At 70.6% G+C, this 25,222-nt stretch carries 24 protein-coding genes and 1 pseudogene; 9 read left to right on the top strand and 16 right to left on the bottom strand.

Features of this window, described 5'->3' with window-relative positions:
- The 3 genes from AC1D1T_RS16505 to AC1D1T_RS16495 form a co-directional block, all read left to right on the top strand.
- The coding region (locus AC1D1T_RS16505; RefSeq protein WP_477992168.1) for a helix-turn-helix transcriptional regulator at window positions 1-317 on the top strand (317 nt) is incomplete at its 5' end.
- Window positions 318-332: 15 nt separating this feature from the next.
- Window positions 333-737, top strand: coding sequence for a hypothetical protein (locus tag AC1D1T_RS16500; protein ID WP_465111979.1), 405 nt, complete (start codon window positions 333-335; stop codon window positions 735-737).
- On the top strand, window positions 734-1,384 hold the full coding sequence (locus AC1D1T_RS16495; RefSeq protein ID WP_465111978.1) for a hypothetical protein: 651 nt from the start codon (window positions 734-736) through the stop codon (window positions 1,382-1,384). Before AC1D1T_RS16500 ends, AC1D1T_RS16495 begins: the two co-directional genes overlap by 4 nt.
- A 33-nt stretch (window positions 1,385-1,417) precedes the next feature.
- Here AC1D1T_RS16495 and AC1D1T_RS16490 read toward each other — a convergent pair whose 3' ends face one another.
- The 5 genes from AC1D1T_RS16490 to AC1D1T_RS16470 form a co-directional block, all read right to left on the bottom strand.
- Window positions 1,418-2,452 (bottom strand): alpha/beta fold hydrolase, encoded by a 1,035-nt coding sequence (locus tag AC1D1T_RS16490; RefSeq protein ID WP_477992167.1) that lies wholly within the window; start codon window positions 2,450-2,452, stop codon window positions 1,418-1,420.
- Window positions 2,453-2,528: 76 nt separating this feature from the next.
- Window positions 2,529-3,728: a DUF2399 domain-containing protein gene (locus tag AC1D1T_RS16485; RefSeq protein ID WP_477992166.1), complete on the bottom strand. Its 1,200-nt coding sequence runs from the start codon at window positions 3,726-3,728 to the stop codon at window positions 2,529-2,531.
- Entirely contained in the window at window positions 3,725-6,544 is a 2,820-nt protein-coding gene (locus AC1D1T_RS16480) for an ATP-binding protein (RefSeq protein ID WP_477840483.1), read from the bottom strand. The genes AC1D1T_RS16485 and AC1D1T_RS16480 overlap by 4 nt, the downstream gene beginning before the upstream one ends.
- A gap of 4 nt (window positions 6,545-6,548) precedes the next feature.
- The gene (locus tag AC1D1T_RS16475) at window positions 6,549-7,223 is read right to left on the bottom strand and encodes a hypothetical protein (RefSeq protein ID WP_477827036.1); all 675 of its coding nucleotides are present in this window, start codon (window positions 7,221-7,223) and stop codon (window positions 6,549-6,551) included.
- Window positions 7,220-8,575 carry a hypothetical protein gene (locus AC1D1T_RS16470; protein WP_477827035.1) on the bottom strand — a complete coding sequence of 452 codons (1,356 nt, stop codon included), beginning with the start codon at window positions 8,573-8,575 and terminating at the stop codon, window positions 7,220-7,222. Before AC1D1T_RS16470 ends, AC1D1T_RS16475 begins: the two co-directional genes overlap by 4 nt.
- A gap of 143 nt (window positions 8,576-8,718) precedes the next feature.
- Here AC1D1T_RS16470 and AC1D1T_RS16465 point away from each other — a divergent pair, with 143 nt between their 5' ends.
- Complete coding sequence (locus tag AC1D1T_RS16465; protein ID WP_477992169.1) at window positions 8,719-9,477, top strand: transporter substrate-binding domain-containing protein; 759 nt, start codon at window positions 8,719-8,721, stop codon at window positions 9,475-9,477.
- A 294-nt stretch (window positions 9,478-9,771) separates the two neighbouring features.
- Here AC1D1T_RS16465 and AC1D1T_RS16460 read toward each other — a convergent pair whose 3' ends face one another.
- The 3 genes from AC1D1T_RS16460 to AC1D1T_RS16450 are packed head-to-tail and all read right to left on the bottom strand — an operon-like array spanning window position 9,772 to window position 11,938.
- Window positions 9,772-10,449, bottom strand: coding sequence for an HAD family hydrolase (locus AC1D1T_RS16460; RefSeq protein WP_477825326.1), 678 nt, complete (start codon window positions 10,447-10,449; stop codon window positions 9,772-9,774).
- Window positions 10,450-10,466: 17 nt separating this feature from the next.
- A complete protein-coding gene (locus AC1D1T_RS16455) occupies window positions 10,467-11,138 on the bottom strand; it encodes a formylglycine-generating enzyme family protein (protein ID WP_052212938.1) in 672 nt (223 codons plus the stop codon).
- Entirely contained in the window at window positions 11,135-11,938 is an 804-nt protein-coding gene (locus AC1D1T_RS16450) for a sulfotransferase (RefSeq protein ID WP_047510362.1), read from the bottom strand. Before AC1D1T_RS16450 ends, AC1D1T_RS16455 begins: the two co-directional genes overlap by 4 nt.
- A gap of 164 nt (window positions 11,939-12,102) precedes the next feature.
- On the opposite strand from AC1D1T_RS16450, the gene AC1D1T_RS16445 reads away from it, so the two are divergent.
- Genes AC1D1T_RS16445 through AC1D1T_RS16430 form a run of 4 tightly spaced genes read left to right on the top strand, consistent with a single transcriptional unit; the run spans window position 12,103 to window position 17,070 of the window.
- Window positions 12,103-13,149 carry an ABC transporter substrate-binding protein gene (locus AC1D1T_RS16445; RefSeq protein WP_465111971.1) on the top strand — a complete coding sequence of 349 codons (1,047 nt, stop codon included), beginning with the start codon at window positions 12,103-12,105 and terminating at the stop codon, window positions 13,147-13,149.
- An 18-nt stretch (window positions 13,150-13,167) separates the two neighbouring features.
- Window positions 13,168-14,610: a sensor histidine kinase gene (locus AC1D1T_RS16440; RefSeq protein ID WP_477825328.1), complete on the top strand. Its 1,443-nt coding sequence runs from the start codon at window positions 13,168-13,170 to the stop codon at window positions 14,608-14,610.
- On the top strand, window positions 14,607-15,059 hold the full coding sequence (locus AC1D1T_RS16435; RefSeq protein WP_047510357.1) for a response regulator: 453 nt from the start codon (window positions 14,607-14,609) through the stop codon (window positions 15,057-15,059). Before AC1D1T_RS16440 ends, AC1D1T_RS16435 begins: the two co-directional genes overlap by 4 nt.
- Before the next feature lie 25 nt (window positions 15,060-15,084).
- Window positions 15,085-17,070, top strand: coding sequence for a hybrid sensor histidine kinase/response regulator (locus AC1D1T_RS16430; protein ID WP_477839245.1), 1,986 nt, complete (start codon window positions 15,085-15,087; stop codon window positions 17,068-17,070).
- Here the strand turns inward: AC1D1T_RS16430 and AC1D1T_RS16425 are convergent.
- Window positions 17,042-17,965: a nucleoside hydrolase gene (locus tag AC1D1T_RS16425; RefSeq protein ID WP_477825330.1), complete on the bottom strand. Its 924-nt coding sequence runs from the start codon at window positions 17,963-17,965 to the stop codon at window positions 17,042-17,044. The genes AC1D1T_RS16430 and AC1D1T_RS16425 overlap by 29 nt on opposite strands.
- 5 nt (window positions 17,966-17,970) lie before the next feature.
- Complete coding sequence (locus tag AC1D1T_RS16420) at window positions 17,971-18,885, bottom strand: LysR family transcriptional regulator (protein WP_047510354.1); 915 nt, start codon at window positions 18,883-18,885, stop codon at window positions 17,971-17,973.
- Between the two features lie 115 nt (window positions 18,886-19,000).
- Here AC1D1T_RS16420 and AC1D1T_RS16415 point away from each other — a divergent pair, with 115 nt between their 5' ends.
- A complete protein-coding gene (locus tag AC1D1T_RS16415) occupies window positions 19,001-19,771 on the top strand; it encodes an SDR family NAD(P)-dependent oxidoreductase (RefSeq protein ID WP_477825331.1) in 771 nt (256 codons plus the stop codon).
- An 18-nt stretch (window positions 19,772-19,789) separates the two neighbouring features.
- Here the strand turns inward: AC1D1T_RS16415 and AC1D1T_RS16410 are convergent, their stop codons facing one another.
- The 6 genes and pseudogenes from AC1D1T_RS16410 to AC1D1T_RS16385 all read right to left on the bottom strand — a co-directional run.
- On the bottom strand, window positions 19,790-20,764 hold the full coding sequence (locus AC1D1T_RS16410) for an ABC transporter permease (protein WP_465111966.1): 975 nt from the start codon (window positions 20,762-20,764) through the stop codon (window positions 19,790-19,792).
- Complete coding sequence (locus tag AC1D1T_RS16405; protein ID WP_477825332.1) at window positions 20,761-21,870, bottom strand: ABC transporter permease; 1,110 nt, start codon at window positions 21,868-21,870, stop codon at window positions 20,761-20,763. The genes AC1D1T_RS16410 and AC1D1T_RS16405 overlap by 4 nt, the downstream gene beginning before the upstream one ends.
- Window positions 21,867-23,420 (bottom strand): ABC transporter ATP-binding protein, encoded by a 1,554-nt coding sequence (locus AC1D1T_RS16400; RefSeq protein ID WP_477839241.1) that lies wholly within the window; start codon window positions 23,418-23,420, stop codon window positions 21,867-21,869. Before AC1D1T_RS16400 ends, AC1D1T_RS16405 begins: the two co-directional genes overlap by 4 nt.
- Before the next feature lie 6 nt (window positions 23,421-23,426).
- Window positions 23,427-24,407: a BMP family lipoprotein gene (locus tag AC1D1T_RS16395; protein ID WP_477839239.1), complete on the bottom strand. Its 981-nt coding sequence runs from the start codon at window positions 24,405-24,407 to the stop codon at window positions 23,427-23,429.
- 98 nt (window positions 24,408-24,505) lie between these two features.
- A complete protein-coding gene (locus tag AC1D1T_RS16390) occupies window positions 24,506-24,901 on the bottom strand; it encodes a cytidine deaminase (protein ID WP_477826662.1) in 396 nt (131 codons plus the stop codon).
- Window positions 24,898-25,222: pseudogene (locus AC1D1T_RS16385) on the bottom strand (thymidine phosphorylase); the annotation flags it as partial. The gene AC1D1T_RS16390 and the pseudogene AC1D1T_RS16385, both read right to left, overlap by 4 nt.

The raw sequence follows: 25,222 nt of genomic DNA, 5'->3' as shown, positions 1-25,222 counted from the left end.
CGCCGGCGCTGCGGCGCATGCACGAGCGCCCGGCCGACGCGTGGACCGTCGCGCAGCTGGCGCACGAGGCGGCGATGTCGCGCTCGGCCTTCTTCGAGCGCTTCAGCCGTGCCGTCGGCGTGGCGCCGATGGCGTACCTGCTGGCCTGGCGGATGGCGCTGGCGCGGCAGATGCTGCGGCAGCGGGAGCTTGCGATCGCCGAGATCGCCGAGCGCGTCGGCTACAGCTCGGTCAGCACCTTCGGCGTGGCGTTCACGCGGCATGTGGGGATGCCGCCGGGGCGCTATGCCAGCCGGACCCTTTACGATCCGGCCTGACGCCTGAGCCTGAACATGTCTCACTTCTTCCTTCGGTCACACCCTCATGGCGCGGGCATCGCGCAGAAGTTCGGGCGTGTGGCGCCTTTCCTGACCTTGGTCCTGCTCGCAGCAATGGATGCGTGGCTCGCCTCGCTGCGTTGCGGGAGCAGTCCGCCGATCGACCTGTCACGCCTCGGCTTCGGCATCACCCTCCAGCTGGGAATCGTCTTCGGGCTGGGTTGGCTGGCCCGCCTCGAGGGTGATCTTTCTGAGGCATGGCATCGGCGTCTCGTGTTGGGCATGCTCGCCGCCGCTGCATTCACCTTCGTGCTGGTTCGCCAGCCGCTTCTGCTCAGCGACACGATCCACGACAAGTATTTCGACTCCGGCAGCTTCAGTTGCCCGGGCGTGCCGAAACTCTGGAAGCCTGGCCTGTGAGTGCCGACATGCCGGAAAGCGATCCGTTCGAATCACCGGATCAATGCATCGCGCGGTTGCGGAACAGCCCTGAAGGCAGGGGCTCATTGGCACGAGGAGACGTACAACGGCTCGCCGAACACGATCCGGGGCAGGCACTGCAGGTGGCACGCAGCATCGAACACCCCTGGTATCGCTGCCAGGCCATCGCGTCCATCGTGGAGATGAACCCCACCGATCAGGCCGCAGACAGCCTGCTGGACGAGGCCTTTGCCGCGGCATACAGCCAGGGTGAGCCGAATCGCATCGCCTGCGTTGCGCTGTGGCCGTTGCGCCTGCTCGTCCACAGGGAGCCAGGCAAAGCGGCAGCACACACGCGTGAGCTCCTTCAGATCATTTCAAGAGAGCCCCACGGGCTTCGCAAGCTGGATGGGCTTCACGCCATTCTCGTGGCCGTCGCGCCATCGAAAGATCTGCGCGACCTGGTCCTGGAGCCGTTCGAAATCGCCGCGGAAGCAAGCCGCGGCTGGCGCACCGAGCGAATCATCGACGACATTGCCGTGATGCTCATCCCGTTCGATCGCGATGCGGCGACGAGACTCGTCGGCTCTCGGCTTCCAAGTCGCTACACCACGCGAAGCCGTACCCTGCTGCTGCCCTCCACGTGAGAATCGGGCAAGCATGCAGCCAGTGACTTCGAATCAGCGCATCCCCAGCACCTCGGCCACCGCATCGATCACCGCCTGCGGCTTCTCGGCCGGAATGTCGTGCCCCGCGCCGGCCACCACGCGATGGACGCCGCGGCTCGACAGCGCCACCACCTCCTCGTGCGTCTTCAGCACCTCGGCCTCGAAGGCCTTGTCGACCTCGCTCCGGGGCTGGCCGGGCGTCGCATAGGGGCTGACGCCGCGGGTCAGGTAGACCAAGGGCAGGTCGCCGAAGCGCTTGCGCGCGGCACGCAGCTGGGCCGCGCTCTTCGTGTGGTACTGGAGGTACTCGGCGTGCACGGCCGTCTGCCGCTTGAGATCCTGCCGTGCCGAGCGCACCACCGGCCACAGCACCGGCCCGTAGAGGTTGGAGCTGTCGCCCACGCATTGCACGTACGCCTCGCTCCCCTCCTTCATGCCCTTGCGCACCGCGCGGTAGCAGCCCTCGTCGATCGCCTTCTCCTGCGCCAGCAGCATCGAGAACTTGCCGCCGGTGACGCGGTTGCCACGCGCGGGCTCGTCCTCGTGCTCGCTGTCGACGATCACGAGGCCGCCGACCTCCTTCGGCCAGGTGTAGGCGTAGAGCTGGGCGACACGGCCGCCCATCGAGTGGCCGACCAGCACGTACGGCGGCTTCAGCTTCGCCCGCTGGAGCAGGACGTGCAGGTCCGCGCCCGCCTGCGCATGGGTGGCAGGCCGGGTCGCGGCGTCGCTGAAACCGTACCCGGCGCGGTCGTAGACACAGGCCGTGGTCAGCTTCGCGATGGCTGGATGCACCTTCAGCCAGTCCCAGCCGTCACTTTCCAGGCCGGCCTCGAAGATCACCACCGGGCCACCGCTGCCGCGGCAGTACAGGTTCAGCCGCCGGCCGTGGTCGACGTCGATCAGTTCATGGGGCCGCGCGTAGTCGGCCGCCTCGTCAGGCACCGCGGCCTGCGCGAAGCTGCCTGATGCGGTGCCTGCCAGGACGACGGCCGAGAGCAGCGGACGCAAGACGCGGGACGAGAATTGCGACGAGAAGATCGGCATGGGATGGCAGTGCCGTGAGGCATGTTGGAGCGATGCACGATGGTATCGGCCCCAACTGAGCCTGCTTCCTGGCACTTCACAGCCAGCCCTCCTGCTCGGCCTTCACCTGCTCCTGCGCCATGTGCTCGCACAGCCGCCGCAATGCCTCGGGCACGCCCGGCTTCGCGCGGATGCGGGCGAGCGTGGCGGGGTCGTGGTGATCATCCAGCGGCAGCTTCTGCCGGGCCGCCGCGAGCTGATCGACGCCCATCAGGTGCGGCTCCCACGGCAGCCCGCGGCTCTCCCACAGGCTGCCGGCCGTCAGCGCGATCTCGACACCTGCCGGGTCCGGATCGGCGCTGATGCGCGCCGGCGCAGGCGCCCGATCCAGCAGCGCACCCACTGCGGCCATCCAGTCGCCCGGCGGGCGCCCCGGCAGCCAGATCAACGCGACACCGTCCGCGCGTTGCGCCGCCTGCCGCTCGAAGCTGGCGCGGTTCTCGATCAGCCAGTACTGCGCCGGTGACGCCGCCTGAACCAGCTTCAGCAGGTCACGCGCCGCCAGCCCCACGCAATGCAGCGCCCGCAGGTCGCAGCGGTGCTCGGGCGCCCACATGAGATCGAACGCCCCTGCCAGCCACACCTGCTGCGCGAACCGCTCGATGCCCAGCGCAGGCAGGTCGACATGCGCATCCAGCCACTGCCACTCCGCCGTCGCGAGCGACTTGGTCTTGCCGCGCGCCTGCAGTTCGAAATCCCGTCGCGTGCCGGTGTGCTGCTCATCCTGCCAGCGGGCCAGCGCCTGCAGCAGCTCGATGCGGCGCGCCAGCGTCGCCAGGTTCAGCACCGCGCCGCCCTCCGCCAGTTCGGCCGCAGCCGCGTGCAGCGCCTCGTGCGAGCGGACCCAGTCCGCGAGCGCCTGCAGTTGCTCGCTGCGCTGGTCGCGGCGCGATTCGAGCGTGCCCAGCCCCAGCAACTGCTTCAACACCGGCAGGTGCAGCCAGGTGATCGACTGCCGCAGCCAGCCGTTCCTGCCCTGGCGATCCGTGACGCTGATCCAGCCGTGGTTCAGCAGCAGCGTCGCAAGGTCTTCGACCTCCTCGATCGACGCGCGCGACTCCTCAGATCGCAGCAGCGGCAGCCATTGCCGCGTCAGGCTGTCCGAGCGTCCCCAGCGGATCAGCATCTCGCGCTGCGGCAGGCTCAGCAGCGGCAGCGCGGCCGGTGGCGCCGCAGCGGCCACGCGGCGCTCCCTGAGCTTCGCCGCGGGGTAGCTGGTGACCAGCTCGCCCGTCATGGCATCGCCGGCACCGGTGCCCGCCGCTGCAGCACGCCGATCGGCGGGGCCCAGCGCGCGCCCTTCAGCTTCTTCGATGTCACCAGCGTGATGTCCGCCGGCTCGAAGACCTCCACGTTGTGCGTGATCGGCGTCGTCAGCACGTACTGCGCGCGCGTCGACTTCAGGAAGTGCCCCACCAGCTGGATGTTGCGCACGTCCAGGTGGGCGAACGGCTCATCGATGAAGACGAAGCCGCCGGCCGTCTCGTCGTCCTTCATCAGGCCCACCAGCAGGATCAGCGATTTGATGACCTGCTGGCCGCCCGAGGCCTCGCCGTCGTTCAGCCCGATGCTGCCCTTGCCGTCGAAGTTGAAGTGCACCTTCAGCTCGGCCTGTTTCAGCACGGTGTCGTCGTTGTCGAGGTGCGGCAGGTCGGCGTTCACGTCCACGCCGGCCAGTTGGCCGAGCTCGGTGATGTTCTTGCGGTAGCGGCGCACCGTGGCGCGCAGCACGTCGATGTAGCGCGCACGGGCGTTGTCGACCGCCACGCGCGCCGCCTCGTTGCTGGCCTTGCGATCGCCGAGCTGGCCTTCCTGCTGTCGCACGGCGGCCGTCATCAGCGTCAGCTTCTCCTCGACGCTGGCATCGGTCTCCCAATGGCCCTGGTTCAGCTCGGCCTCGATGGCCTCGTTGCGCAGCTTCGCCTGCGTCGCGTTGCCGTAGCGCTGGCGCAGCACGTCCACCTGCTCCGGCGCGATCCAGCGTGCGGGGAAGCTGGCCCTGTCCTTCTGCGAGTTGGCGATGCGGCTGCGCAGGCCGTCATGGCGCTCGGTCCAGTCGCGCTCCTTCTGCACGCTGTGGAACTCGCCGTCCTTCAGCCGATCCCGCGCCTGCTCGTACCGGTGCCGGCTGGTGGTGTCCGCAGCCACCGCCTCACTGTGCTGGCGGCCCAGGTCGTTCCAGCGCTGGCCGGCAGCAGCCCGCAGCTTCGCGAGCTCGGGCAGCGCGTTGCGCGCCTGCGCGAACTCCTCGCTGCGGCGCGCCAGCTCCTCCACCGCCTTGTGCCCCTCGGCGGCCTGCTGCGCATCCTTCAGCTGCCGCTGCACGCCCTGCTGCTCCTGCGCGACGCGCATCAGCTGCTCGTCGAGCTGCGCCAGCCGCCGCTCGATCGACTTCCTGCGCGAGGCCTGCGCCGCCGCGCCGAACTGGTGCTGTTCCGGATCGACCCACACGCTGCGCCCGCCGCGGCCGTCGCGGTGATAGGCCTGCGGCGTGATCCACTCGCCACCCTGCCTGACGCCGTGCGCGGTGCTGTCCACGCGTTGGATGTTTGCCAGCTGCCGCAGCAACCAGCCCGGCGCCGCAGCGCTGAACTTCAACACCTCCAGCAGGCTGCCGGCCGCGGCCTTCGCCGGTGCCGCCTCGGCCTCGGCGACGACGTAGTGGCGATAGCGCTCGCGCTCGGCCAGCGCCAGGGCCTGCGATTCATCGCCGGTCCGCTGCAGCACGACCACCCAGCGCACGCCGCGCAGCACGCCTTCGGCCGCCGCGCGCCAGTGCTCGTCGGTGATCTCGATGACGTCGGCCAGCAGGTGGTGCGCGATGCCGGCCTCCTTCAGCGTGCGCTGGAAGCGGGCGATCTCGGGCGGCCGCGGCGTCGGCCCCTGCCCCTGCAGCTCGGCCATCGCGCGTGCCGCATCGGCCCGCTGGTCGCTCAGGCGCTGCCAGTCGGTGGCCAGGCCCTGCTTCTGCTTCTCGAGCTGCTGCAGGCGTTCGCTCAGCTGGGCCGCATCGCTCTCGATGACGGCCAGGCCCTCCAGTTCCTTCGCGTGCTTGACGACGGCCTCCACCGGCCGCTCGGCATCGCGCGCCGCATCGAAGACCCGGTGGGCGGCCGCGTGCTCGCGCTCGAGCTGGTCCACGCGCTCGCCGGCTGCCGTCTGCTCCTCGAGCAGGGTCAGCAGCTGCGCCTTCAGCTGCGCGCGCTGCCGCCCCTGCTGGGCCAGCTCCAGCCGCTGCCGGTGCAGGTCGCGCAGCTTGCCGGAGAGCTGCTCGCGCTCCTCGGCCCAGGCCAGCACCGGGATCACCTCGGTGTTCAGCGTCTCGCGTTCGCGCAGCTTCAACTGGTACTGCTGGTACAGGTTGACGCGCGCTTCCAGCTCGGCGCGCTGGGCCCGGCCGTGGGCCAGCTCGCGCTCGGCGACCTCCACCTCCTGGCTCAGCTGGCGCTGGTGGTTGCGGGCGTCTTCATAGCGGTCCAGCACGTCCTGGTCGCCGAATACGTCGAACACCAGCCGCAGCAGCTCCTTCGGCGAGTACTCGCACAGCCGGTCGGTCTGTCCCTGCTCGAGCGCCAGCACGCGCGCGATCGCGCGGCTCAGGCCGGCCCCTTCGAGGCGGCGGCGCCAGTGCTCGATGCCGAGCCAGTCCTTGTCGGGGCGCTCCACCAGCGCTTCGATGGACACGTCGCCATCGACCATCACGTAGCGGCGCTGCCAGTCGCCGCCGTTGCGGTCGATGCGGCAGGCCAGCGTCACCGTGTCGGCATACAGCAGGCAGCGCGCGAAGGGCCGGTTCGAGGCTTGCCGGTTGCGCGGCCGGTTGTCGACGGTGGCGCGCAGCCAGGCGCTGTCGGCGTTGGCATGGCGCGCATAGGTCTTGTAGCTGCGCCCGCCGGAGCAGTCGAGGCCGAGCAGCGTGCGCATCGCGTCGAGCAGCGTGGTCTTGCCCGAGCCGTTCGGGCCGGCCACGGTGATGATGGCGCCGTCGAGCGGCAATGTGAGGCGCTGGCAGTAGTCCCAGTGCAGCAGTTCGAGGCTTTGCAGGTGGAACATCGGGTCAGGCCTCTCCGGCGTCTTGCGTGTCTTGCGCGCCGCGGGCCCGCCCCAGCACCTCGTGCAGCGCGCCGTCGAGGATGCGCGGTGCGAGCACGTCGTAGTCGAGCAGCAGGTCGAGCAGCGGCCCCTCGGCGATCTCGTCGCCGCGGTGCACGATGAAGCCGTGGTTCGCGAGCCGCTTCAGGTTGCCGTCGAGCCGGGTCTTCTTGCCCAGCTGCACGCCGAAATCGGTCAGCAGCGACTTGTACGACACCACCGGGCTGACGCTTGCCGCATCGGGCAGCGGGCGGGCGGTGTTGAACATCTCGTTCTGCCCGTCGGATTCGAGGCTGGTGGCACGCGCGGCCTGGCGCTCGCGCTTGGGCAGCACGATCAGCGACCACAGCACGATCAGCAGCGAGACGGCGTCGCGCGGCAGGTCGATGTTGTTGTGGCTGTCGAGCCCGGCCTCGCCGAACACCGCGCTCTCGGCCGGGCGCAGCAGCGCCACGGTGATGTGGTCGGCGTAGATGTTGTCGACCAGGCGCAGGCCGACCTGGGCCAGCCGCTCCTGCAGCGCGGACCAGAGCTCGGCGTCGATCAATGCGCGCTTGACCTTGGGGTGTTGCCGCGGCAGCCAGCGGCGCGCGAGCAGTTCGGCCGCCAGCACGGCGGCGTCATCGAGGGAAGTACTCATTCTGGGATGCGGACGGAATCGGGTTGAACAGGTTCGGCAGACGGCGCGCGGCCGCTGCGTTGCAGGTGCCCCTCGCTGATCAGCGCGACCTCGAGGTCGGCGGTCTTCAGCAGCGTGGGCGTGAGCGCCACCTGCCACGGCATCCGCGCGAGTTCACCGGTGGGGCTCTTCAGCGCCTGGGCCTGTGCGTCGCCTAGCAGCGGCATCAGCTGCAATCGGTAGGCGGCGTGCGCGAAGCGCCCGCCCAGCACGGCCTCGCTCAGCAGGTGATCGGCGCCGGCCTCGCCGCCGGGCCCATCGTCGGGCGCCCTGCTCCAGCGGCCGAGCAGGCCGATCAGCTCGCCCAGTTCGGGCGGCAGGCTGAGGATGTCGAGCGTGCCGGCATCGGCCTGCGCGGGCGGCGGCAGGCCGGTGCTGCGCGTGGGGTCGGGGCGGTCGCGCTCGAACTCGCCTTCGGCCACGTCGAGCAGGTCGTGCTGCGTCACGAAGACGGGCCGCACGCCGATCGCCAGCGCCTCGCCGAGCAGGCTCGCCAGGTCGGTGTGGTGCTGCAGCCAGTTGCGCACATCGGACGAGGTGAGCCCGCTGCTGCCCAGCGTGACGCGCTGGCGGTCGGCCTGCTGCAGTGCACGCGTGAACTGGCTGGCCATCGACAGCAGCCGCGCCTGGTCCTGGCCGAGCGCGCGGGCGGCGCGCTCCAGGCGCGGGCTGTCGTTGTGGTCCTGGATGATGGCCGACAGCGCCTGGCCGGCCTTGTCGACCAGCTTCAGCGCGCGGTCGAAGCGCGGCTGGGCCAGGCGCAGCCGGGCCTCGGAGCCGCTCGCGATGGCCTCGGCGAACTCGTCGTGCAGGCGCGCCAGCTGGGCGTGCAGGTGCTGCAGCTGGCTGGCGTCGACCAGGCCGAGCTGCTGCGAGCCGGCCACCTGCGCGAGCAGGCCGGACAGCTCGTCATCCTGCTGCGCGGCGGTCAGCGGCGCGAGCAGCGCCTGCACCTGCTGGGCGAGCGGCGAGAGATGGTAGTCCTGAGCGGTGGCATCCCAGACCAGCAGGTCGAGGTCGCGCAGGCGCTTGAGTGCCGCGTCGAGGGGATCGGGCAGCACCGCATGGAAGAGTTGATTGACATCGTCGCGCGAGAGCCTGCCCTGGGGCTGGGCCGCCAGTTCGAGGAAACACCACAGCCGCAGCCTGACGAGCGCCGCGCTGCCGCCGAACAGCCCGCGCAGCGCGTCGATCGCCGGCTGCTTCTGCGCGAGGGCGAAGGACAGCGGGTGGTCTTGCGGGTAGCCGGGGTCACGGAACAGGTCCTCGAACTGAACGATGTCGGCGGTATCGAGAGTCGGGCCGTCGTTCATCGGCGGGATTTTGCCTCAGGGGAGTGGTGCAAGAACCCGCTGCTGCCGCGATACTGCGGCGTCCAGCCCACGGAGTCCGTCCCGTGCACTCTTCGATGACCCGTCGCCGCGCAGCACTGTCCTGCGCCCTCGCGCCCCTGGTGATGGCCACCGCCTGCGCCTCGACACCCGCGCTGCCCGCCGGCGCCATGGCGGCCCTCGCACCGCACGGCCGGCTGCGCGCCTGCATCAACCTCGGCAACCCGATCCTCGCCAACCGCGATGCGGCGGGTGTCGTGAGCGGCGTGTCGGTCGACCTCGCGACGCTGCTCGCGCAACGCCTGGGCGTGCCGCTGGAGCTGGTCGTCGTCGAGGCCGCGCTGCAATCGGTCGACACCGTGAAGGCGGACCGGGCCGACATCGGCTTCTTCGCGATCGACCCGCGGCGCAGCGACGGCATCGGCTTCAGCGCGCCGTACGTGCTGATCGAAGGCGCGTACCTGGTGCGCAACGAGTCGCCGCTGGCCGACAACGCGCAGGTCGACCGCGCCGGCACCCGCATCATGGTGGGCCGCGGCAGTGCCTACGACCTGTACCTGTCGCGCGAACTGAAGGCCGCGCAGCTGATGCGCACGCCCACCTCGCAGGCGGTCGTCGAGCGCTTCCTCGCCGAAGGCGCCGACGTGGCGGCAGGGGTACGCCAGCAGCTCGAATCCGATGCCGCGCGGCTGCCCGGCCTGCGCCTGCTGCCCGGGCGCTTCATGGTGATCGAGCAGGCGATGGGGCTGCCGCTGACGCGCGGCGCTGYTGCCACCGCACTGCTCGCCGGCTTCGTCGAACAGGCCAAGGCGAGCGGCTATGTCGCGCAGTCGCTGGCTCGGCACGGCATCCGCGGCGCTGCCGTCGCGCCGGCGTCAAGCTGACCCACTTGGCGAACACTYKCGGTTCGTGGGCGGGGCGGCCGGGGGSAGGCTGTGGGGGCGACTTCTGGGGCGACGGAGAAGATCGGTTTCGGGGGTGGCGCGCGCCAGCGCGCTTCGTAGACWKRCTCATCGGCTGTGTYTGACCACAACGAACGAAGTGAGTGGAGGGAGTTTGCCGATGCACCCCCGAAGCCGAGCCTCTTCGTGCAGTCGGCCCGCCAGGGCCGACCGCCCCAGCCGAGCCCCCACAGCCTGCCCCCGGCCGCCCTGCCCACGCGTCACACAAGAGAGGCCTCAACACCTCACGCCGTGAAGATCCCGCACGCTGCGCTGCCCCGTGGCCCCATGCGCGCCAGCCCGGTCCAGCAGCAGCGCCTGCAGCCCGGCCGCGAGGGCGCCCTCGTAGTCGAGCGTCGGCGAATCGCCCACCATCAGGCACTCGCCCGGCGCGATCCCCAGGTGCCCGGCCACCCGCAGGTAGGCCTGCGGATGCGGCTTGCTGACGCCGGCCTCCTCGCCGATCGCGACATGGTCCACCGCGTCGCCCAACCCGGTCGCAGCCAGCTTGCGGCGCTGCCCGTCGGCGGGCCCGTTGGTCAGGATGGCCAGCTGCAGGCCGTCGCGGCGCAGGCGCTCGAGCGTCGGCCACGCATCGTCGTACAGCTTCGGGCTGTCGTTCACGCAGTCCATGAACACGCGGTTCAGCTGCGCCACCAACCCCTCGCGCGGCACCAGGCCCAGGCGGTCGAACGGGTCGGAAAAACGCCGCATCCGGTACTCCTGGCGCGTCAGCCGGCCCTGCTCGAACTGCATGAACAACGGCCGGTCGACCTCGCCGCAGGCCTGCAGGAACGGCGCCGCGGCGATGCCTTCGTCGGCCAGCACCTCGGCGAGCAACCCGTGCGCGACCAGGCGCGTCGACGCGAAGTCGATCAGCGTGTCGTCCAGGTCGAAGATCACCAGCTTCGTCATCTTGATCCGCCCTCGGTTCATCCTCGGTCGTCCCAGACCGGCCGCAGGCCGATCGTCGTCGTGCCCAGGCGCCCCCACTTGCCGCGGCTCGCGCGGATCCGCAGGTGGCCCGCATCCTTGCTCCACGCCCCGCCCTTCACCACCCGCTCCATCGGTTGCGCGGCATCGCGATCGTGCAGGTCCTGGCACCACTCGCCCAGGTTGCCGGCCAGGTCGAACAGCCCCAGCTCCGACGGCGGAAAGCTGCCGACCACGCTGGTGCCGCCGAAATGCTCGTCGAAGTTCGCAAGCACCGGGCTCGGCGGCGCATCGCCCCACGGGTAGACCCGCAGCGGATCGTTGTTCGACGCCACCGCCTCCCACTCCGCCGCCCATGGCAGGCGTGCACCCAGGTGCGCGCAGATCAGGCCGGCCGCCGCCCAGTTCAGCCCGAAGACCGGATGCTCGTCCAGCGCGGGGCGGCAATGCCAGCCGACCCCCTCGCGGTCGAAGGCCAGCGGGTTGCGCGGGTTGCAGACGTTGACGAACCGGTAGCCCTCGCCGGTCTCGGGCGGCAACTGCATCTCGTTGAGGATCTCGGCGGCCACGCGGCAGGTCAGCAGCGTGCGGGCGACGCGCAGGCGCCGCCCCGCCAGCGGGCCGGACGCCACCGTGAAGCCGACCGCGTCGTTCAGGTACTGCTCGATCATCGTGCTTGTGTTCTCACCGCCTCCTGCACCTCGTCGATCAGCGCCAGCTGCGCCTCGCCCAGGTGCTCGCGCCAGCCATTCTCCACGTCATCCAGCGACCGGTACGACGAGAACAGCCCGCCGCGCGTCTCGGCCTGCCGCGCATGGATGAACGCCGCGGCATCGCCGGCCGCCTCGGCGCCGAGGAAGGACACCAGCTCCCCCACCACCCGCACCGGCTCGCGCGAGATGTCGGCCAGCTCCACGCTCAGGTGCTCGAAGTGATGCAGGCAGCGCCGCGCCAGTTCGTAACGAAGCGCAACGCTCATCGCGACCACCTCGGTCGTGCGCATCGCCGCATCGGCGCGCGCGACCCGGCTCACGTAACCCGGAACCTCGCGCATGAACGCGCCGGTGACGAGCTCGGAGTAGCTCCACAGCGTCGTCAGCTTGCTGCGCAGCACCGACGAGACGATGGCCCGCGGATCGCGCCGCAGGAAGATGACGCGCAGCTCCGGCAGGAAGGCCTTCAGCCAGCCGAGCTTGCCGAACAGGCAGGTGTCCTTGAAGCCGATCACGCGGCCGCGGCGCGATTGCCCGAGGTAGGCCTTCAGCTCCAGCAGGAAGCCGCGCACCGTCTCGCTGTCGCGCAGGCTGGCATGCAGCAGCGCGGGGTCGTGGTCGTCGGCGCCCCACGGCACCAGGTCGTGCTCGCGGAAGAAGCGCGTGTGCATCGACAACGGCTCGTTCAGGCATTCGACGCCGGCGCATGATTGGAGGACGTCGTTCAGGAAATTCGAGCCCGAACGGTGGTGGGCCATCACGAGGAACGGGGGGCGTCTGTCCGATGGCCGCTGATCCAGTTGCTCTGGTTCCCCGTGAACTACCGGCGTGCGCGCCATCGAATCCCTATTGCAACTATTGTTCTTCAATCGTACGCTTGGCTCGAATTGCACTGCAATCCTCAGTGTGAGGGGAGGGGCTGATGAACTCGCCAGAAGTTGCAGCGCCATCGAAGGGCATGGGCCGCCTGCCGCTTCTGATCGCTGCCGTCGCGTTGGCCGTGGGCCTCGTGACCGTGGCCATGACCTGGCGATATCGTACGACGCAGGCGCACCGGCCGGCCGCGATGGCCGTGCGGCTCGCGCTCTCCAGCACGCCGCACGCCGCGCTGCTGATGCTGGCGGCCGAGAAGGACTACCTGCGCGACGAAGGCCTCGACGTCACCATCGTGCCGGTCAGCCACGGCAAGATGGCGCTCGATGTGCTCGGGCGCGGCGAGGTCGACCTGGCCACCGCGGCCGAGGTGCCCTTCGTCACCGCGGTGCTCGACGGCCAGCCGATGAGCATCCTCGCGAGCATGCTGAGCGTCTCCGACGAGATGGCGGTGGTCGCGCGGCGCGATCGCGGCATCGCGACAGCGGCCGACCTGGTCGGCAAGCGCGTCGGCGTGCCGCGCGGCACCAGCGCCGACTACTTCCTGTCGGCCCTGCTGATCCGCCACCGGTTGCCGCGCGACAGCGTGACGCTCGTCGACCTGCCGCCCGGCCGCCTCGCCGACGAGCTGGCGCGCGGCCGCATCGATGCCGCCTCGACATGGCAGCCGGTGCGCCGCGACGCCGAATCGGCGCTCGGTGCGCAAGGCATCACGTTCACCGCACCGGCCGCCTACACCGTGAGCCACGTGGTGGTGGGCCGCAGCGACTACCTGCGCGAGCATGCCGAGGTGTCGCGCCGCTTCGTGCGCGCGCTGCTGAAGGCGGAGCGCTTCAACCGGCTGAATGCGGACGAGTCGCTGGCCATCGTCGCGCGCCGCCTCAAGGTGGAACCCGCCACGCTGCAGCCGGGCTGGAAATCGCTCGCCTTCCGCGTGAACCTGCTGCAGTCGCAACTGGTCACGCTGGAGGATGAAGCCGACTGGACCACCACCGGGCGTGCCGCCGCGTCGGCACCGACGCCCAACTTCCTGCCCCACCTCTACCTCGATGCCTTGCTCGAGGAGCAACCCGACCGCGTCACCGTGGCGCACTAGACGGATGACCGACACCGAATGAAGATCAGTGCCAAGGGCTGGCTCGCCACGACCACGGGCCTGGGCACGATCGCCCTGCTGGCCGTGATGATCTGGTGGGCCAACGGCGAGGTCGAGGCGGCCGACCAGCAGCGCCGCCGCATGTCGGACGTGGCCCGCGTGCTGAACGACCTGCGGCTCGTCACCTTCGAGTACGTGCTGTACCGGAACCAGCGCGCCTACGAGCAGGAGCGCCGGGTGGCCGAGCGGCTCGAGCGCGCACTGGACGCACCGATCTTCTCCGAGCCGGAGCCCTCGGAAATCCTCGCCGACCTGCGCCGGCGCAGCACCGAGACGCGTCAGTTGTTCGAGGAACTGCAGGCCAACAGCAACCAGCGCGCCGTCGACGAGAACACGCAGAAGCTCTACGAGGAGCTGATCTCGCGCAAGCTGCTGGTGCTGCACCAGGAGAGCCTGGTCGATACCTTCCGCCTGCTGGATTTCTCCAACGCGCGCATCGCGTGGGCGCAGCATCGCGTGGTCGTGGTGATCGTGGTGGGGCTGGCGCTGATCGCGCTCGCCACCGTCGCGGCCGGCTGGCTGATCCACCGCGGCGTGCTGGTGCCGATCCAGCGCCTGCAGCAGGCCACGCGCGAGGTCGCGTCCGGCAACTGGGCGTTCCGGCTCGACATCGGCGGCCACGACGAGATCGGCGAGATGTCGCGCAACTTCGACGCGATGACGACCACGCTGCGCAACTCGTTCGCGCAGATCGAGCGCAGCAACCAGGAGCTGGCGGCGCTCAACCACGAGATCGAGTCGTTCAGCTACTCGGTGTCGCACGACCTGCGGGCCCCGCTGCGCAGCATGGACGGCTTCTCGCTCGCGCTGCTCGAAGACTACGGCGACCGCCTCGACGACGAAGGCCGCGAACACCTCTCGCGCATCCGTGCCGCGAGCCAGCGCATGGGCCGGCTGATCGACGAACTGCTCGGGCTGTCGCGGGTCACTCGCACCGAACTGGTGCTGCGCAACGTCGACCTCGGCGCGATCGCCCGCGACATCGCGAACTCGATGCAGAAGATGCACCCGGAGCGCGCCATGCGCTGGGAGATCGACGAGGGCCTGATCGTGCATGCCGACAAGTCGCTGATGCAGATCGCGATGCAGAACCTGCTGGAGAACGCGTGGAAGTTCACGTCGAAGACCGCCGATGCGGTGATCCGGGTCGGCAGCACCGTGAAGGACGGCCGCCCGGTGTGCTTTGTCGCGGACAACGGCGTAGGCTTCGACATGACCTACGCCGACCGCCTGTTCGGTGCCTTCCAGCGCCTGCACCATGAGACCGAGTTCCCGGGCACCGGCATCGGCCTCGCGATCGTCCACCGCATCCTGCGGCGCCATGACGGCAGCATCTGGGCCGAGGCCCGGCCCGGCCAGGGCGCCACTTTCTACTTCCACCTGCCTGGAGTCCCGCGATGAGTGAACAGAAGGCCATCCTGCTGGTCGAGGACAACGACGACGACGTGGCGCTGACGCTGCGCGCCTTCAAGCGCAGCCACCTGATGAACCCGATCGACGTCGCGCGCGACGGCGTGCAGGCGCTCGACTACCTGTTCGCGCGCAACGCGCACGAGCACCGCGCGTCGCAGCCGCTGCCCGCGCTGGTGATCCTCGACCTGAAGCTGCCGCGGCTCGACGGCCTGGGCGTGCTGAAGGCGATCCGCGCCGAGGAGCGCACGCGCCTGCTGCCGGTGGTGATCCTGACCTCGTCTAAGGAGGAGCAGGACCTGGTGTCGGGCTACTCGCTCGGCGCCAACAGCTATGTGCGCAAGCCGGTCGATTTCGTCGAGTTCATCGAGGCGGCGAAGGTGCTCGGCTTCTACTGGCTGATGATCAACCAGCTGCCGCCGGACCGTTCGCACCCCTGAGCCGAAGCTTCGAGGCCCCCGCACGATGAGCATGCCGGTCAACATCCTGGTGGTGGAGGATTCCGAGGACGACGCCCGGCTGGTCGCCCGCGTGCTGAGCCGCGGCGGCTTCGCGCCCACCTGCAGGCGCGTGCAAAGCCTGGCCGCGTTGCAGGAAGCCTTCGACCAGCAGCGCTGGGATGCCGTGCTGTCGGACTTCCGCATGCCGCAGTTCAGCGGCATCGAGGCGCTGCAGGCCTTCCGCTCGCGCGACCTCGACATCCCGTTCATCTTCGTCTCGGGGACGATCGGCGAGGAGATCGCGGTCGAGGCGATGAAGGCCGGCGCGAGCGACTACGTGATGAAGCAGAACCTCGCGCGGCTCGCACCGGTGCTCAAGCGCGAGCTGGCGCAGGCGGTGATCCGCGCCGAGCACCGCCAGGCGCAGCGCGACCTGGAGCTCAGCCGCGACCGCTACATGGACCTCTACGAGCTGGCGCCGGTGGGCTACCTGACGCTCGCCGCCGACGGCCGCATCGAGCAGCTGAACCTGAACGGTGCCGACATGCTGGGCCTGCGCCGCGATGCCTCGGCCGGCCTGCAGTTCGCCGACTTCGTCAACCCGGTGGAGCGCGAGCGCTGGACGGCGCATTTCGAGCGCGTGCTGCAGGACGGCGCGCGCCAGCGCCTGGAACTGGCGCTGCACCGCCCCGATGCCGACGCGCTGCACGTGCAGCTCGACTGCATGCGCGTGGGCGGCCTGGGAGCGGAGACACCGAGCATCCGCGTCGCGATCACCGACATCCACGAGCGCAAGGAGGCCGAGTCGGAGCTGATCCGCTACGAGGCGCAGCTGCGCCATTCGCAGAAGATGGAATCGATCGGCACGCTGGCCGGCGGCATCGCGCACGACTTCAACAACATCGTCGGCGCCATCCTCGGCAACTCGGCGCTGGCGCTGGAGGCCGTCGGTGCCGACCACCCGGCCGGCGCGCTGCTGCGCGAGGTGCACAAGGCCAGCCTGCGCGCCCGCATGCTGGTGCGGCAGATCCTCACCTTCAGCCGGCGCGAGCCGCAGGAGCTGCAGACGCAGTCGCTGCGGCCGGTGGTCGACGAGACGCACCAGCTGCTGCGCGCCACGCTGCCGGCCGGCGTCGAGCTGCAGACGCGCATCGCCGACGACCTGCCGCAGGTGCAGGCCGATGCCACGCAGGTGCAGCAGGTGCTGATGAACCTCTGCACGAATGCCTGGCATGCGCTGCGCGGCGGCGTCGGCCGCATCTGCATCGGGCTCGACGGCGTGGAGCTGGATCCGGCGACCTGCCAGCGCCTCGGCGGCTTGCACCCGGGCCGCCATGCGCACCTGTGGGTCAGCGACGACGGTGCCGGCATGGACAACGCGACCCGCGAGCGGATCTTCGAGCCGTTCTTCACGACCAAGCCGGTCGGCCAGGGCACTGGCCTCGGGCTCTCGGTGGCGCACGGCATCGTCGTCGCGCACCACGGCGCCATCGCGGTCGAGAGCGAGCCGGGGGTCGGCACCACGCTGCACCTGTACCTGCCGGTGGCCGACACGGCCGGGGCCGTGGCACGCGCGCCGCACGTCCAGCAGGCGTCGGCAGGCCACGGCGAGCGCGTGTTCTACGTCGACGACGACGAGACGATGGTCATCATGGTCGAGCGCCTGCTGGCCCGCGCAGGCTACCGCGTGCGCACGTTCAACGAGGCGGCGCTGGCCATCGCCCAGGTGCGCGAGCACCCGCAGGAGGTCGACCTGCTGGTGACCGACTACAACATGCCCGGCAACTCGGGCATCGAGCTGGCGCGCGAGCTGGCACGCATCCGGCCCGACCTGCCGGTGGTGCTCAGCTCGGGCTACATCACCGAAGAGCTGCGGGCCGAGGCCCGCGCGGTGGGCGTGCGCGGGCTGCTCGAGAAAGAGAACACCTTCGAGGAGCTGGGCGCGCTGATCGCCCGCATCCTGGCCGGCCCGGCAGACGCCCTCAGGGCAGGCGAGCCAGGCGCTGCCTGAGCAGTGCGCGCAGCGCGTCGGCATCGACCGACGTGAACACGTCGACCGGCGTGCCGAAATCGTCCCGGGCCAGCGCGATGCGCTTGGCCGACAGGTGGCCTTCGGTGAGGCCGGGCCGCCAGTCGACCTCGACCCGGCAACGCTCGGACGCGAAGAGCTCGGGCGCCAGCAGCCACGCCACCGGGCAGGCATCGTGCAGCAGCGGCCTGTCGCGGCGGAACCCGCGGATCAGGTCGCGCGCGACCGGGCCGCAGCGGTTGCCGAGCGTGCCCAGCGAATCGACCCAGTCGGCCGGCATCGCCGCCTGGCGCGTCACGTCGAGCCCGAACAGCAGCACCGGCGCGCCACTGCCGAGCACGGTCTGCGCGGCCAGTGCATCGGCATGGAAGTTGAACTCGGCGGCCGGCGTGATGTTGCCGTCGCAGAACGCGGCACCGCCCATCACGAGCACGCGCTTCGCGCGCTGCAGCAGGCCGGGGCGCTTGATCTCCGCCAGCGCGAGGTTGGTCAGCGGCCCGATCGCGACCAGCGTCAGGCTGCCGGCGGGCTCGCGCAGCAGCGCCTGCTCGATCACGTCGACCGCGTGCTGCGCGGTGGGGGTGCGGCTGCTCGGCAGCTCGACGCCGCCGAGGCCGTCCTCGCCGTGGACGGTGTTGGTGCGGGCCCGCGGCATCGTCAGCGCATGGCTGCAGCCGGCGTGCACGGGCACGTCGTGGCGGCCGGCCAGGTCGAGCACGCGGCAGGCGTTGTCCGCGGTCATCACGACCGTGCGGTTGCCGGCCACGGTGGTGACGCCGATCAGGTCCAGCTCCGGCGCGCCGGCGGCCAGCAACAGCGCGAGGGCATCGTCGATGCCGGGGTCGCAATCGAGGAGGATCGGCGTCGGGGTGTTCATGGCGGTCATTGTGCAGCGGCCTCTGCCCGCAGTTGCGGCTCGACCACCTGCGCGATCCAGTTCAGCACCGCCTGCACCCGCGGCGCCAGCTGGCGGCGGTTCGGGTACAGCAGCGACACCGGCATCGGCGGCGCGACGAACTGCGGCATCACCTCGACCAGCAGGCCCTGCGCGACCAGGCGCCGCGTGCCGAAGGTCGGCGCCTGGATCAGGCCGAGCCCGGCGAGGCAGGCCGCCTGGTAGGCATCGGTGCCGTTGACGACCACCGTGCTGCGCATCGGGTGCACGCGCGTCACGCCCTCCTCCTGGTATTCCCAGCCGGCGCCTTGCGTGCCGAGCTTGGCGGCATAGTGGACGATGCGGTGCCGAGCCAGGTCGGCCAGCGTCGTCGGCGTGCCGTGCGCGGCCAGGTAGGCCGGGCTCGCGACGTTGCCCATCGTCAGCACGCCGAGCGGCCGCGCCACCAGCTCGGCATCGGCCAGCGACCCGACGCGCAGCACGCAGTCGAAGCCTTCGCGCACCAGGTCGACCTGCCGGTCGGTGGTGCTGATGCCGACCTCGAGCAGCGGGTGCGCCGCGAGGAACTCCGGCAGGCGCGGGATCACCAGCTCGCTCGCCAGCTTGTTCGGCAGGTCGATGCGCAGGCGCCCCTTCAGGCCGCTGGCGACCGGCTGGAACATCGCCTGCAGCTGGTCGGCATCCGCCAGCAGTTCCTTGCTGCGTGCGAGGAAGACCTCGCCATCGGGCGTCAGCTGCACGCGCCGCGTGGTGCGCTGGAGCAGGCGCGCGCCGACGCGTGACTCCAGCTGCAGCACCACGGCCGAGACGCGGCTCTTCACCAGCCCCAGCTGCTCGGCCGCCTGCGTGAAGCTGCCCAGCTCGGCCACCCGGGCGAAGATGCGGAGCTCGTCGAGTTCCATCGCGTCATTGTCCTTTTACGAAGAACAGTCCTGTCATTCAAGGCGACTTTATCCTCTGCAAGTGAACTCCTAAAGTCCCCTTCACCGCAACCCGTTCCCTCTGAAGGAGACCGACATGACCGCATCGACCACCCCCCGCATCGCCCTGGTCACCGGCGGCAGCCGCGGCCTCGGCCGCAGCACGGCGCTGGCATTGGCCGCGCAAGGCAGCGACGTGATCCTCACCTACCAGAGCAGCGAGGCCGAGGCGCACGCCGTGGTGCGCCAGGTCGAGGCGCTCGGCCGCCGGGCCGTCGCGCTGCAGCTCGACGTGGGCGACAGCAAGCGCTTCGCGGCCTTCGCCGAGACGGTGAAGAAGGTGCTCGCGAGCACCTGGCAGCGTGAGCGCTTCGACCACCTGGTCAACAACGCCGGCATCGGCCTGAATGCGCCGATCGCCGAAACCACCGAGGAGCAGTTCGACCTGCTCAGCAACATCCACCTGAAGGGCACCTTCTTCCTGACGCAGAAGCTGTTGCCGCTGATCGCCGATGGCGGGCGCATCGTCAACATCTCGACCGGCCTCGCGCGCTTCACGTTCCCGGGCTATGCCGCCTATGCCGCGATGAAGGGCGGCGTGGAGGTGCTGACGCGCTACATGGCCAAGGAGCTCGGCCCGCGCGGCATCAGCGTGAACGCGCTCGCCCCCGGCGCGATCGAGACCGACTTCCGCGGCGGCCAGGTGCGTGACGACAAGCAGGTCAACGCGCACATCGCCGGCGTCACCGCGCTCGGCCGCGTCGGGCTGCCGGACGACATCGGCGGCGCGGTGGCCGCGCTGCTGGCCGACGGCAGTCGCTGGATCACCGGCCAGCGCATCGAGGTGTCGGGCGGCATGATGCTGTGAGATGCAGGCCGCGGCGCTTCAGCGCTCCTTCACGTAGGCCCGGCCGAGCGCGCGCGGCGCCTCGGCCCGGCCGAAGAAGCCGGCCAGCAGCACCACCGTCAGCAGGTAAGGCAGTGCCTGGATCAGCTCGACCGGCACGCTGCCGAGGCCGGGCAGCTCGACCCCCTGCAGCCGGATCGCGACCGCATCGAGGAAGCCGAACAGCAGGCAGGCGACGGCCGCGCGCAGCGGGTGCCATTTGCCGAACACCATCGCGGCCAGCGCCATGAAGCCGCGGCCGGCCGTCATGCCCGGCGTGAACGACGCGTTCTGCGCCAGCGCCAGGTAGCCGCCCGCCGCGCCGCACAACACGCCGGCCAGCAGCACCGCGCCGTAGCGCAGCGCGCCGACCGAGATGCCGGCCGCGTCGACCATCGCCGGGTTCTCGCCGACCGCGCGCAGCCGCAGCCCGAAGCGCGTGCGGTACAGCAGCCACCACGAGGCCGGCACCAGCGCCACGGTGACCCACACCAGCAGGTTGTGGCGCAGCACGCCCTCGGCCAGCAGCGGGCCGATGACGGGCCAGCCCTGCACCGCGTTCGCGGCGTCGGGGAACAGCGCCATGAAGCGGCTCGCATCGCCGATGTTCGGCGTGCGCCCGCCCTGGTGGAACCAGACCAGGCCGAGCACCACCGTGAGGCCGGCGGCGATCACGTTCAGCGCGACGCTGGAGACGATCTGGTCGCCCCGGTGCGTGACGCAGGCCCAGGCGTGCACCAGCGCGAGCAGCGCCGACACCGCGATCGCACCGGCCATCGCCGGCCATGCCGGCCAGCCGATCGCGCCCAGGCAGGCGGCGGCGAACGCGGCCGCGAGCATCTTGCCCTCGAGCCCGATGTCGATCACGCCGGCGCGCTCGCTGAACACGCCGGCCAGCGCGCACAGCACCAGCGGCACGGCGATGCGCAGCGTGGCGCCAAGCACCGATGCGACGATCAGCCAGTCGTCCGTCATGCCGCGCCCCTTGCCAGCCGGCCATACAGCCACGCCACCGGCGGCCGCAGCATCAGCGACAACGCGCCGCAGAACAGCACGACGAAGCCCTGCACCGCCACCGACATGTCGCGCGTGAAGGCCGGCATCTCGAACACCAGCTCGGAGCCGCCCTGCGCCAGCGCGCCGAACAGCAGCGCCGACAGCACGATGCCCACCGGGTGGTTGCGCCCCATCAACGCGACCGCGATGCCGGTGAAGCCCGCGCCGGCGACGAAATCCAGCAGCAGCTTGTGGTGCACGCCGGCGATCTCGTTGACGCCGACCAGCGCCGCGAGCGCGCCCGACAGGCACATCGCGATCACCGTGAGCCGCCGCGGATCGATGCCCGCATAGCGCGCCGCATCGCTCGCGAGACCCACCGCCCGCAGCGCATAGCCGAGCCGCGTGTGCCACAGCAGCGCCCACAGGCCCACGCAGGCCAGCAGGGCCAGCGCGAACGCGAGGTTCAGCGGCGTGTCGGGCCACTCGATGCCGATCGCACCGAACATCGCCTGCGCGCTCGGCAGCACCGCGCCCGGCGCGAACAGCCGCGACTCCACCGCCTGGTTGCCCGGCACCTTCACGACGTTGACCAGCAGCCACACCATCAGCGTCGACGCGAGGAAATTGAACATGATCGTCGTGATGACGATGTGGCTGCCACGCCGCGCCTGCAGCCACGCCGGCACGAACGCCCACGCGGCCCCCGCCGCCAGCCCGCCGGCAATCGCCAGCGGCAGCAGCAGCGCCGGGGCGAGCCACGCGTCGCCCGCCAGCAGCACGAGGCCGACGCCGAGCCCGCCGACCGTGCCCTGCCCCTCGGCGCCGATGTTGAAGTGCCCGCAATGGAAGGCCACCGCCACCGCCAACCCGGTGCAGATGAAGTTGGTCGTGTAGTACAGCGTGTAGCTCCACGCGAGCTCGCTGCCGAACGCGCCCTGCACCAGCAGCTGCACCGCGGTGAACGGGTTCTGCCCGATCGCCCAGACCACCAGGCCGGCAGCGAGCAGCGCCATCGCGACGTTCAACACCGGCAGCAACAGCACGTCGATCCAGCGCGGCAGCACCGCAGGCACGTGCTTCATGCCGGCACTCCGGTCGCCCGGGCATCGCCCATCAGGCACCCCAGCCGCGTCTCGTCCGCCTCGTCGCGCGCGACCTCGCCGGTGATGCGCCCGCCGCTCATCACGACGATGCGGTCCGACAGCGCGAGGATCTCGTCCAGCTCGGTCGACACCAGCAGCACCGCGCAGCCGGCATCGCGCAGCCCGACGATGCGGCGGTGGATGGTCTCGATCGCGCCGATGTCGACGCCGCGCGTCGGCTGCCCGATCAGCAGCACGCGCGGCGCGCGCCGGAACTCGCGCGCGAGGATCAGCTTCTGCTGGTTGCCGCCGGAGAACTTCGACGACGCGAGCCGCTCGTTGCGCGGCCGCACGTCGAACTCCTCCATCATCTGCCGGCACTGCGTGCGTGCCTGCGCACCGGCAATGAACGGGCCGCGCCGCAGCGCCGCATCGTCCACGTAGCCGAGCAGCGACGACTCCCAGGCCTCGAAGCCGAGCACCAGCCCGAGCCGGTGGCGGTCTTCCGGCACGTGCGCGATGCCGAGCTCGCGCAGCCGGTGCGGGTTGCCGGGGTGCGTGGCGTCGATGTCGACCCGGGTGCCATCCTCGCAGGCAATGGCCAGCCGCCCCTGCTGCAGCGGCTGCAGCGTGCTCAGCAGCGCCAGCAGCTCGCTCTGCCCGTTGCCCGAGACGCCGGCCACGCCGACGATCTCGCCGGCATGCAGGTCGAGCGACACGTCCTGCAGCCGCAGCACGCCGCCGGCATCGCGCCAGCTCAGGCCTTGCGCCTGCAGCCGCAACTCGCCGCGCTCACGCGCGAGGTGCGTGCCGGAGCGCTGCACCTGGCGGCCCACCATCAGCTCGGCCAGTTCGGCCTCGGTGGTCTGCGCCGTCTCGCGGTCGGCGACGACGCTGCCGCCGCGCATCACCGTGACGCGGTCGGTCACCGCGAGGATCTCCTTCAGCTTGTGCGTGATCAGCAGCACCGTGACGCCGCGCGCCTTCAGCGTGGCGAGCACGCGGAACAGCGCTTCGGTCTCCTGCGGCGTCAGCACGCCGGTCGGCTCGTCGAGGATCAGGATGCGGGCACCGCGGAACAGCGCCTTCAGGATCTCGACGCGCTGCAGCACGCCCACGGGCAGCTCGGACACGCGGGCGTCCGGGTCGACGACGAGCCCGAACTCCTGCTCCAGGCGCTGCAGCTCGCGGCGCGCCGCGGCCAGGCTTTTCGACAGCGCGAAGCCCTGCTCCGCACCGAGCACCACGTTCTCGAGCACGGTGAAGCGGTCGACCAGCATGAAGTGCTGGTGCACCATGCCGATGCCGTGCGCGATCGCGTCGTGCGTGCCGCGCAGCGCGACCGGCTTGCCGTCGATCGCGATGCTGCCCTCGTCGGCCGGGTAGAAGCCGTAGAGGATGCTCATCAGCGTCGACTTGCCGGCGCCGTTCTCGCCGACGATGCCGTGCACGCTGCCGCGCTGCACCGCGAGGTTCACGCCGCGGTTGGCGTGCACCGCGCCGAAGGTCTTGTGGATGCCGCTCAGTTCAACGGCAAGGTCGGGTTTCAAGACGGGTCAGTATTTGCAGCCGGCTTCGGGCGTGTAGTTCGCGACCGATTGCTTGCCGGACACGATGTCGGCTTCCACCGCGGCGAGCTTCTTCTTCGTGTCGTCGCTGACCAGCTTGGCGTTGTACTGGTCCATCGCGAGGCCGACGCCCTGCTCCTTCAGGCCCAGCACGACGAGACCCGGCTTCCAGCTGCCGTTCTTCGCCGAGCTGACGAGGCCGTAGACCGCGTTGTCGACGCGCTTGAGCATCGACGACAGCATCGTGCCCGGTTGCAGGTGGTTCTGGTTGCTGTCGACGCCGATCGCGAGCTTGCCCTGGTCCTTGGCGGCCTGGTAGACGCCGATGCCGGTGCCGCCGGCGGCCGCGAAGACGACGTCGACGCCACGCGAGAACTGGGCCTTCGCGAGTTCGCCGCCGCGCGTCGGGTCGCTCCAGGCCGACGGCGTCGTACCGGTCATGTTGCTGACGACCTCGACCTTCGGGTTCGCGACCTTCGCGCCCTGCTCGTAGCCGCACTGGAAGCGGCGGATCAGCGGCACGTCCATGCCGCCGACGAAGCCGACCTTGCCCGACTTGCTGGTCGTCGCGGCCAGCCAGCCGGCGAGGAACGAGCCTTCCTGGTCCTTGAACAGCACCGACTGCACGTTGGGCTGCTTCACTTCGGAATCGATGATCGCGAAGTGCACCTTCGGGAATTCCTTGGCGACCTTCTCGAGCGCCGACGCATGGCCGAAGCCGACCGCGATGACCGGGTCCGACCCCTTCTGCGCCATGCGGCGCAGCGCCTGCTCGCGCTGGGTGTCGTTGGAGATCTCGAAATCGAGGTAGGCGGTGCCGGTCTCCTTCTTGAAGCGCTCGATGCCGTTGTAGGCGGCCTCGTTGAACGACTTGTCGAACTTGCCGCCGGCGTCGTAGACGATGGCCGGCTCGGCCTGGGCGGCGATGGCGGTGGCCGCGAGGGCCAGGGTGAAGGCGGTGCGCTTCATTCGTAAGGTCCCTGAAAAATGGTGCGAGTCATTCTCGCAAGAAGCGTGCGCAGGAACGCCCGGCGAATCCCAGGGAAAGCCCTCGGCTTGCAACCCGTTCAGGTCGCGAGCCGGAAACCGTCGGGCAGCAACTCGCCGGCAGTCGTTTCGCGGCGTGCGCCGGCCAGGTTCGTCAGCAGCACCGGCAACCGCGGCCCGCCGAGCTCGAACATCACCTGCCGGCACGCGCCGCACGGCGAGATCGGGCCCGGGGTGTCGCCGATCACCGCCAGCCGCGCGAAACCGTCGACCGGCACACCGGCCGCGATCGCGGTGAAGAACGCCGTGCGCTCGGCGCAATTGCACAGGCCGTAGGACGCGTTCTCGACATTGCAGCCGTGGAACACGCGGCCGTCCGCAGCCAGCAGCGCGGCACCGACGAAGAACTCGGAGTACGGCGCGTAGGCGGCATCGCGTGCCTGGCGAGCCTCGGCGATCAGGTCATCGTCGGTCATGGGGTGGTCCTGGTGATGTGTTCGGCGATCAGCGGTCTTGGTGCAGGCGCATGGTCGGTGATGGCACAGGCGCGGCGCACCGCGGCGATGGCTTCCTCGGCATCGGCTTCCGTGCGCGCATGCACGCGGGCGAGCGGCGCGCCGGCTTCCACGCGCGTGCCGATCGGCAGCAGATCCGAGAGGCCGACCGACGGATCGATGGCGTCGCCGCTGCGGCGCCGTCCGCCGCCGAGCGCGACGACGGTCATGCCGAGCGCGCGCGTGTCGACCGCCGCGAGGAAGCCGGCGTCGCCCGCCGTCACGTCGCGCACGACCGCGGCC

The sequence above is a fragment of the Rhizobacter sp. P2_H3 genome (assembly GCF_056403355.1).
This window is presented reverse-complemented; position numbering and strand designations above follow the sequence as displayed.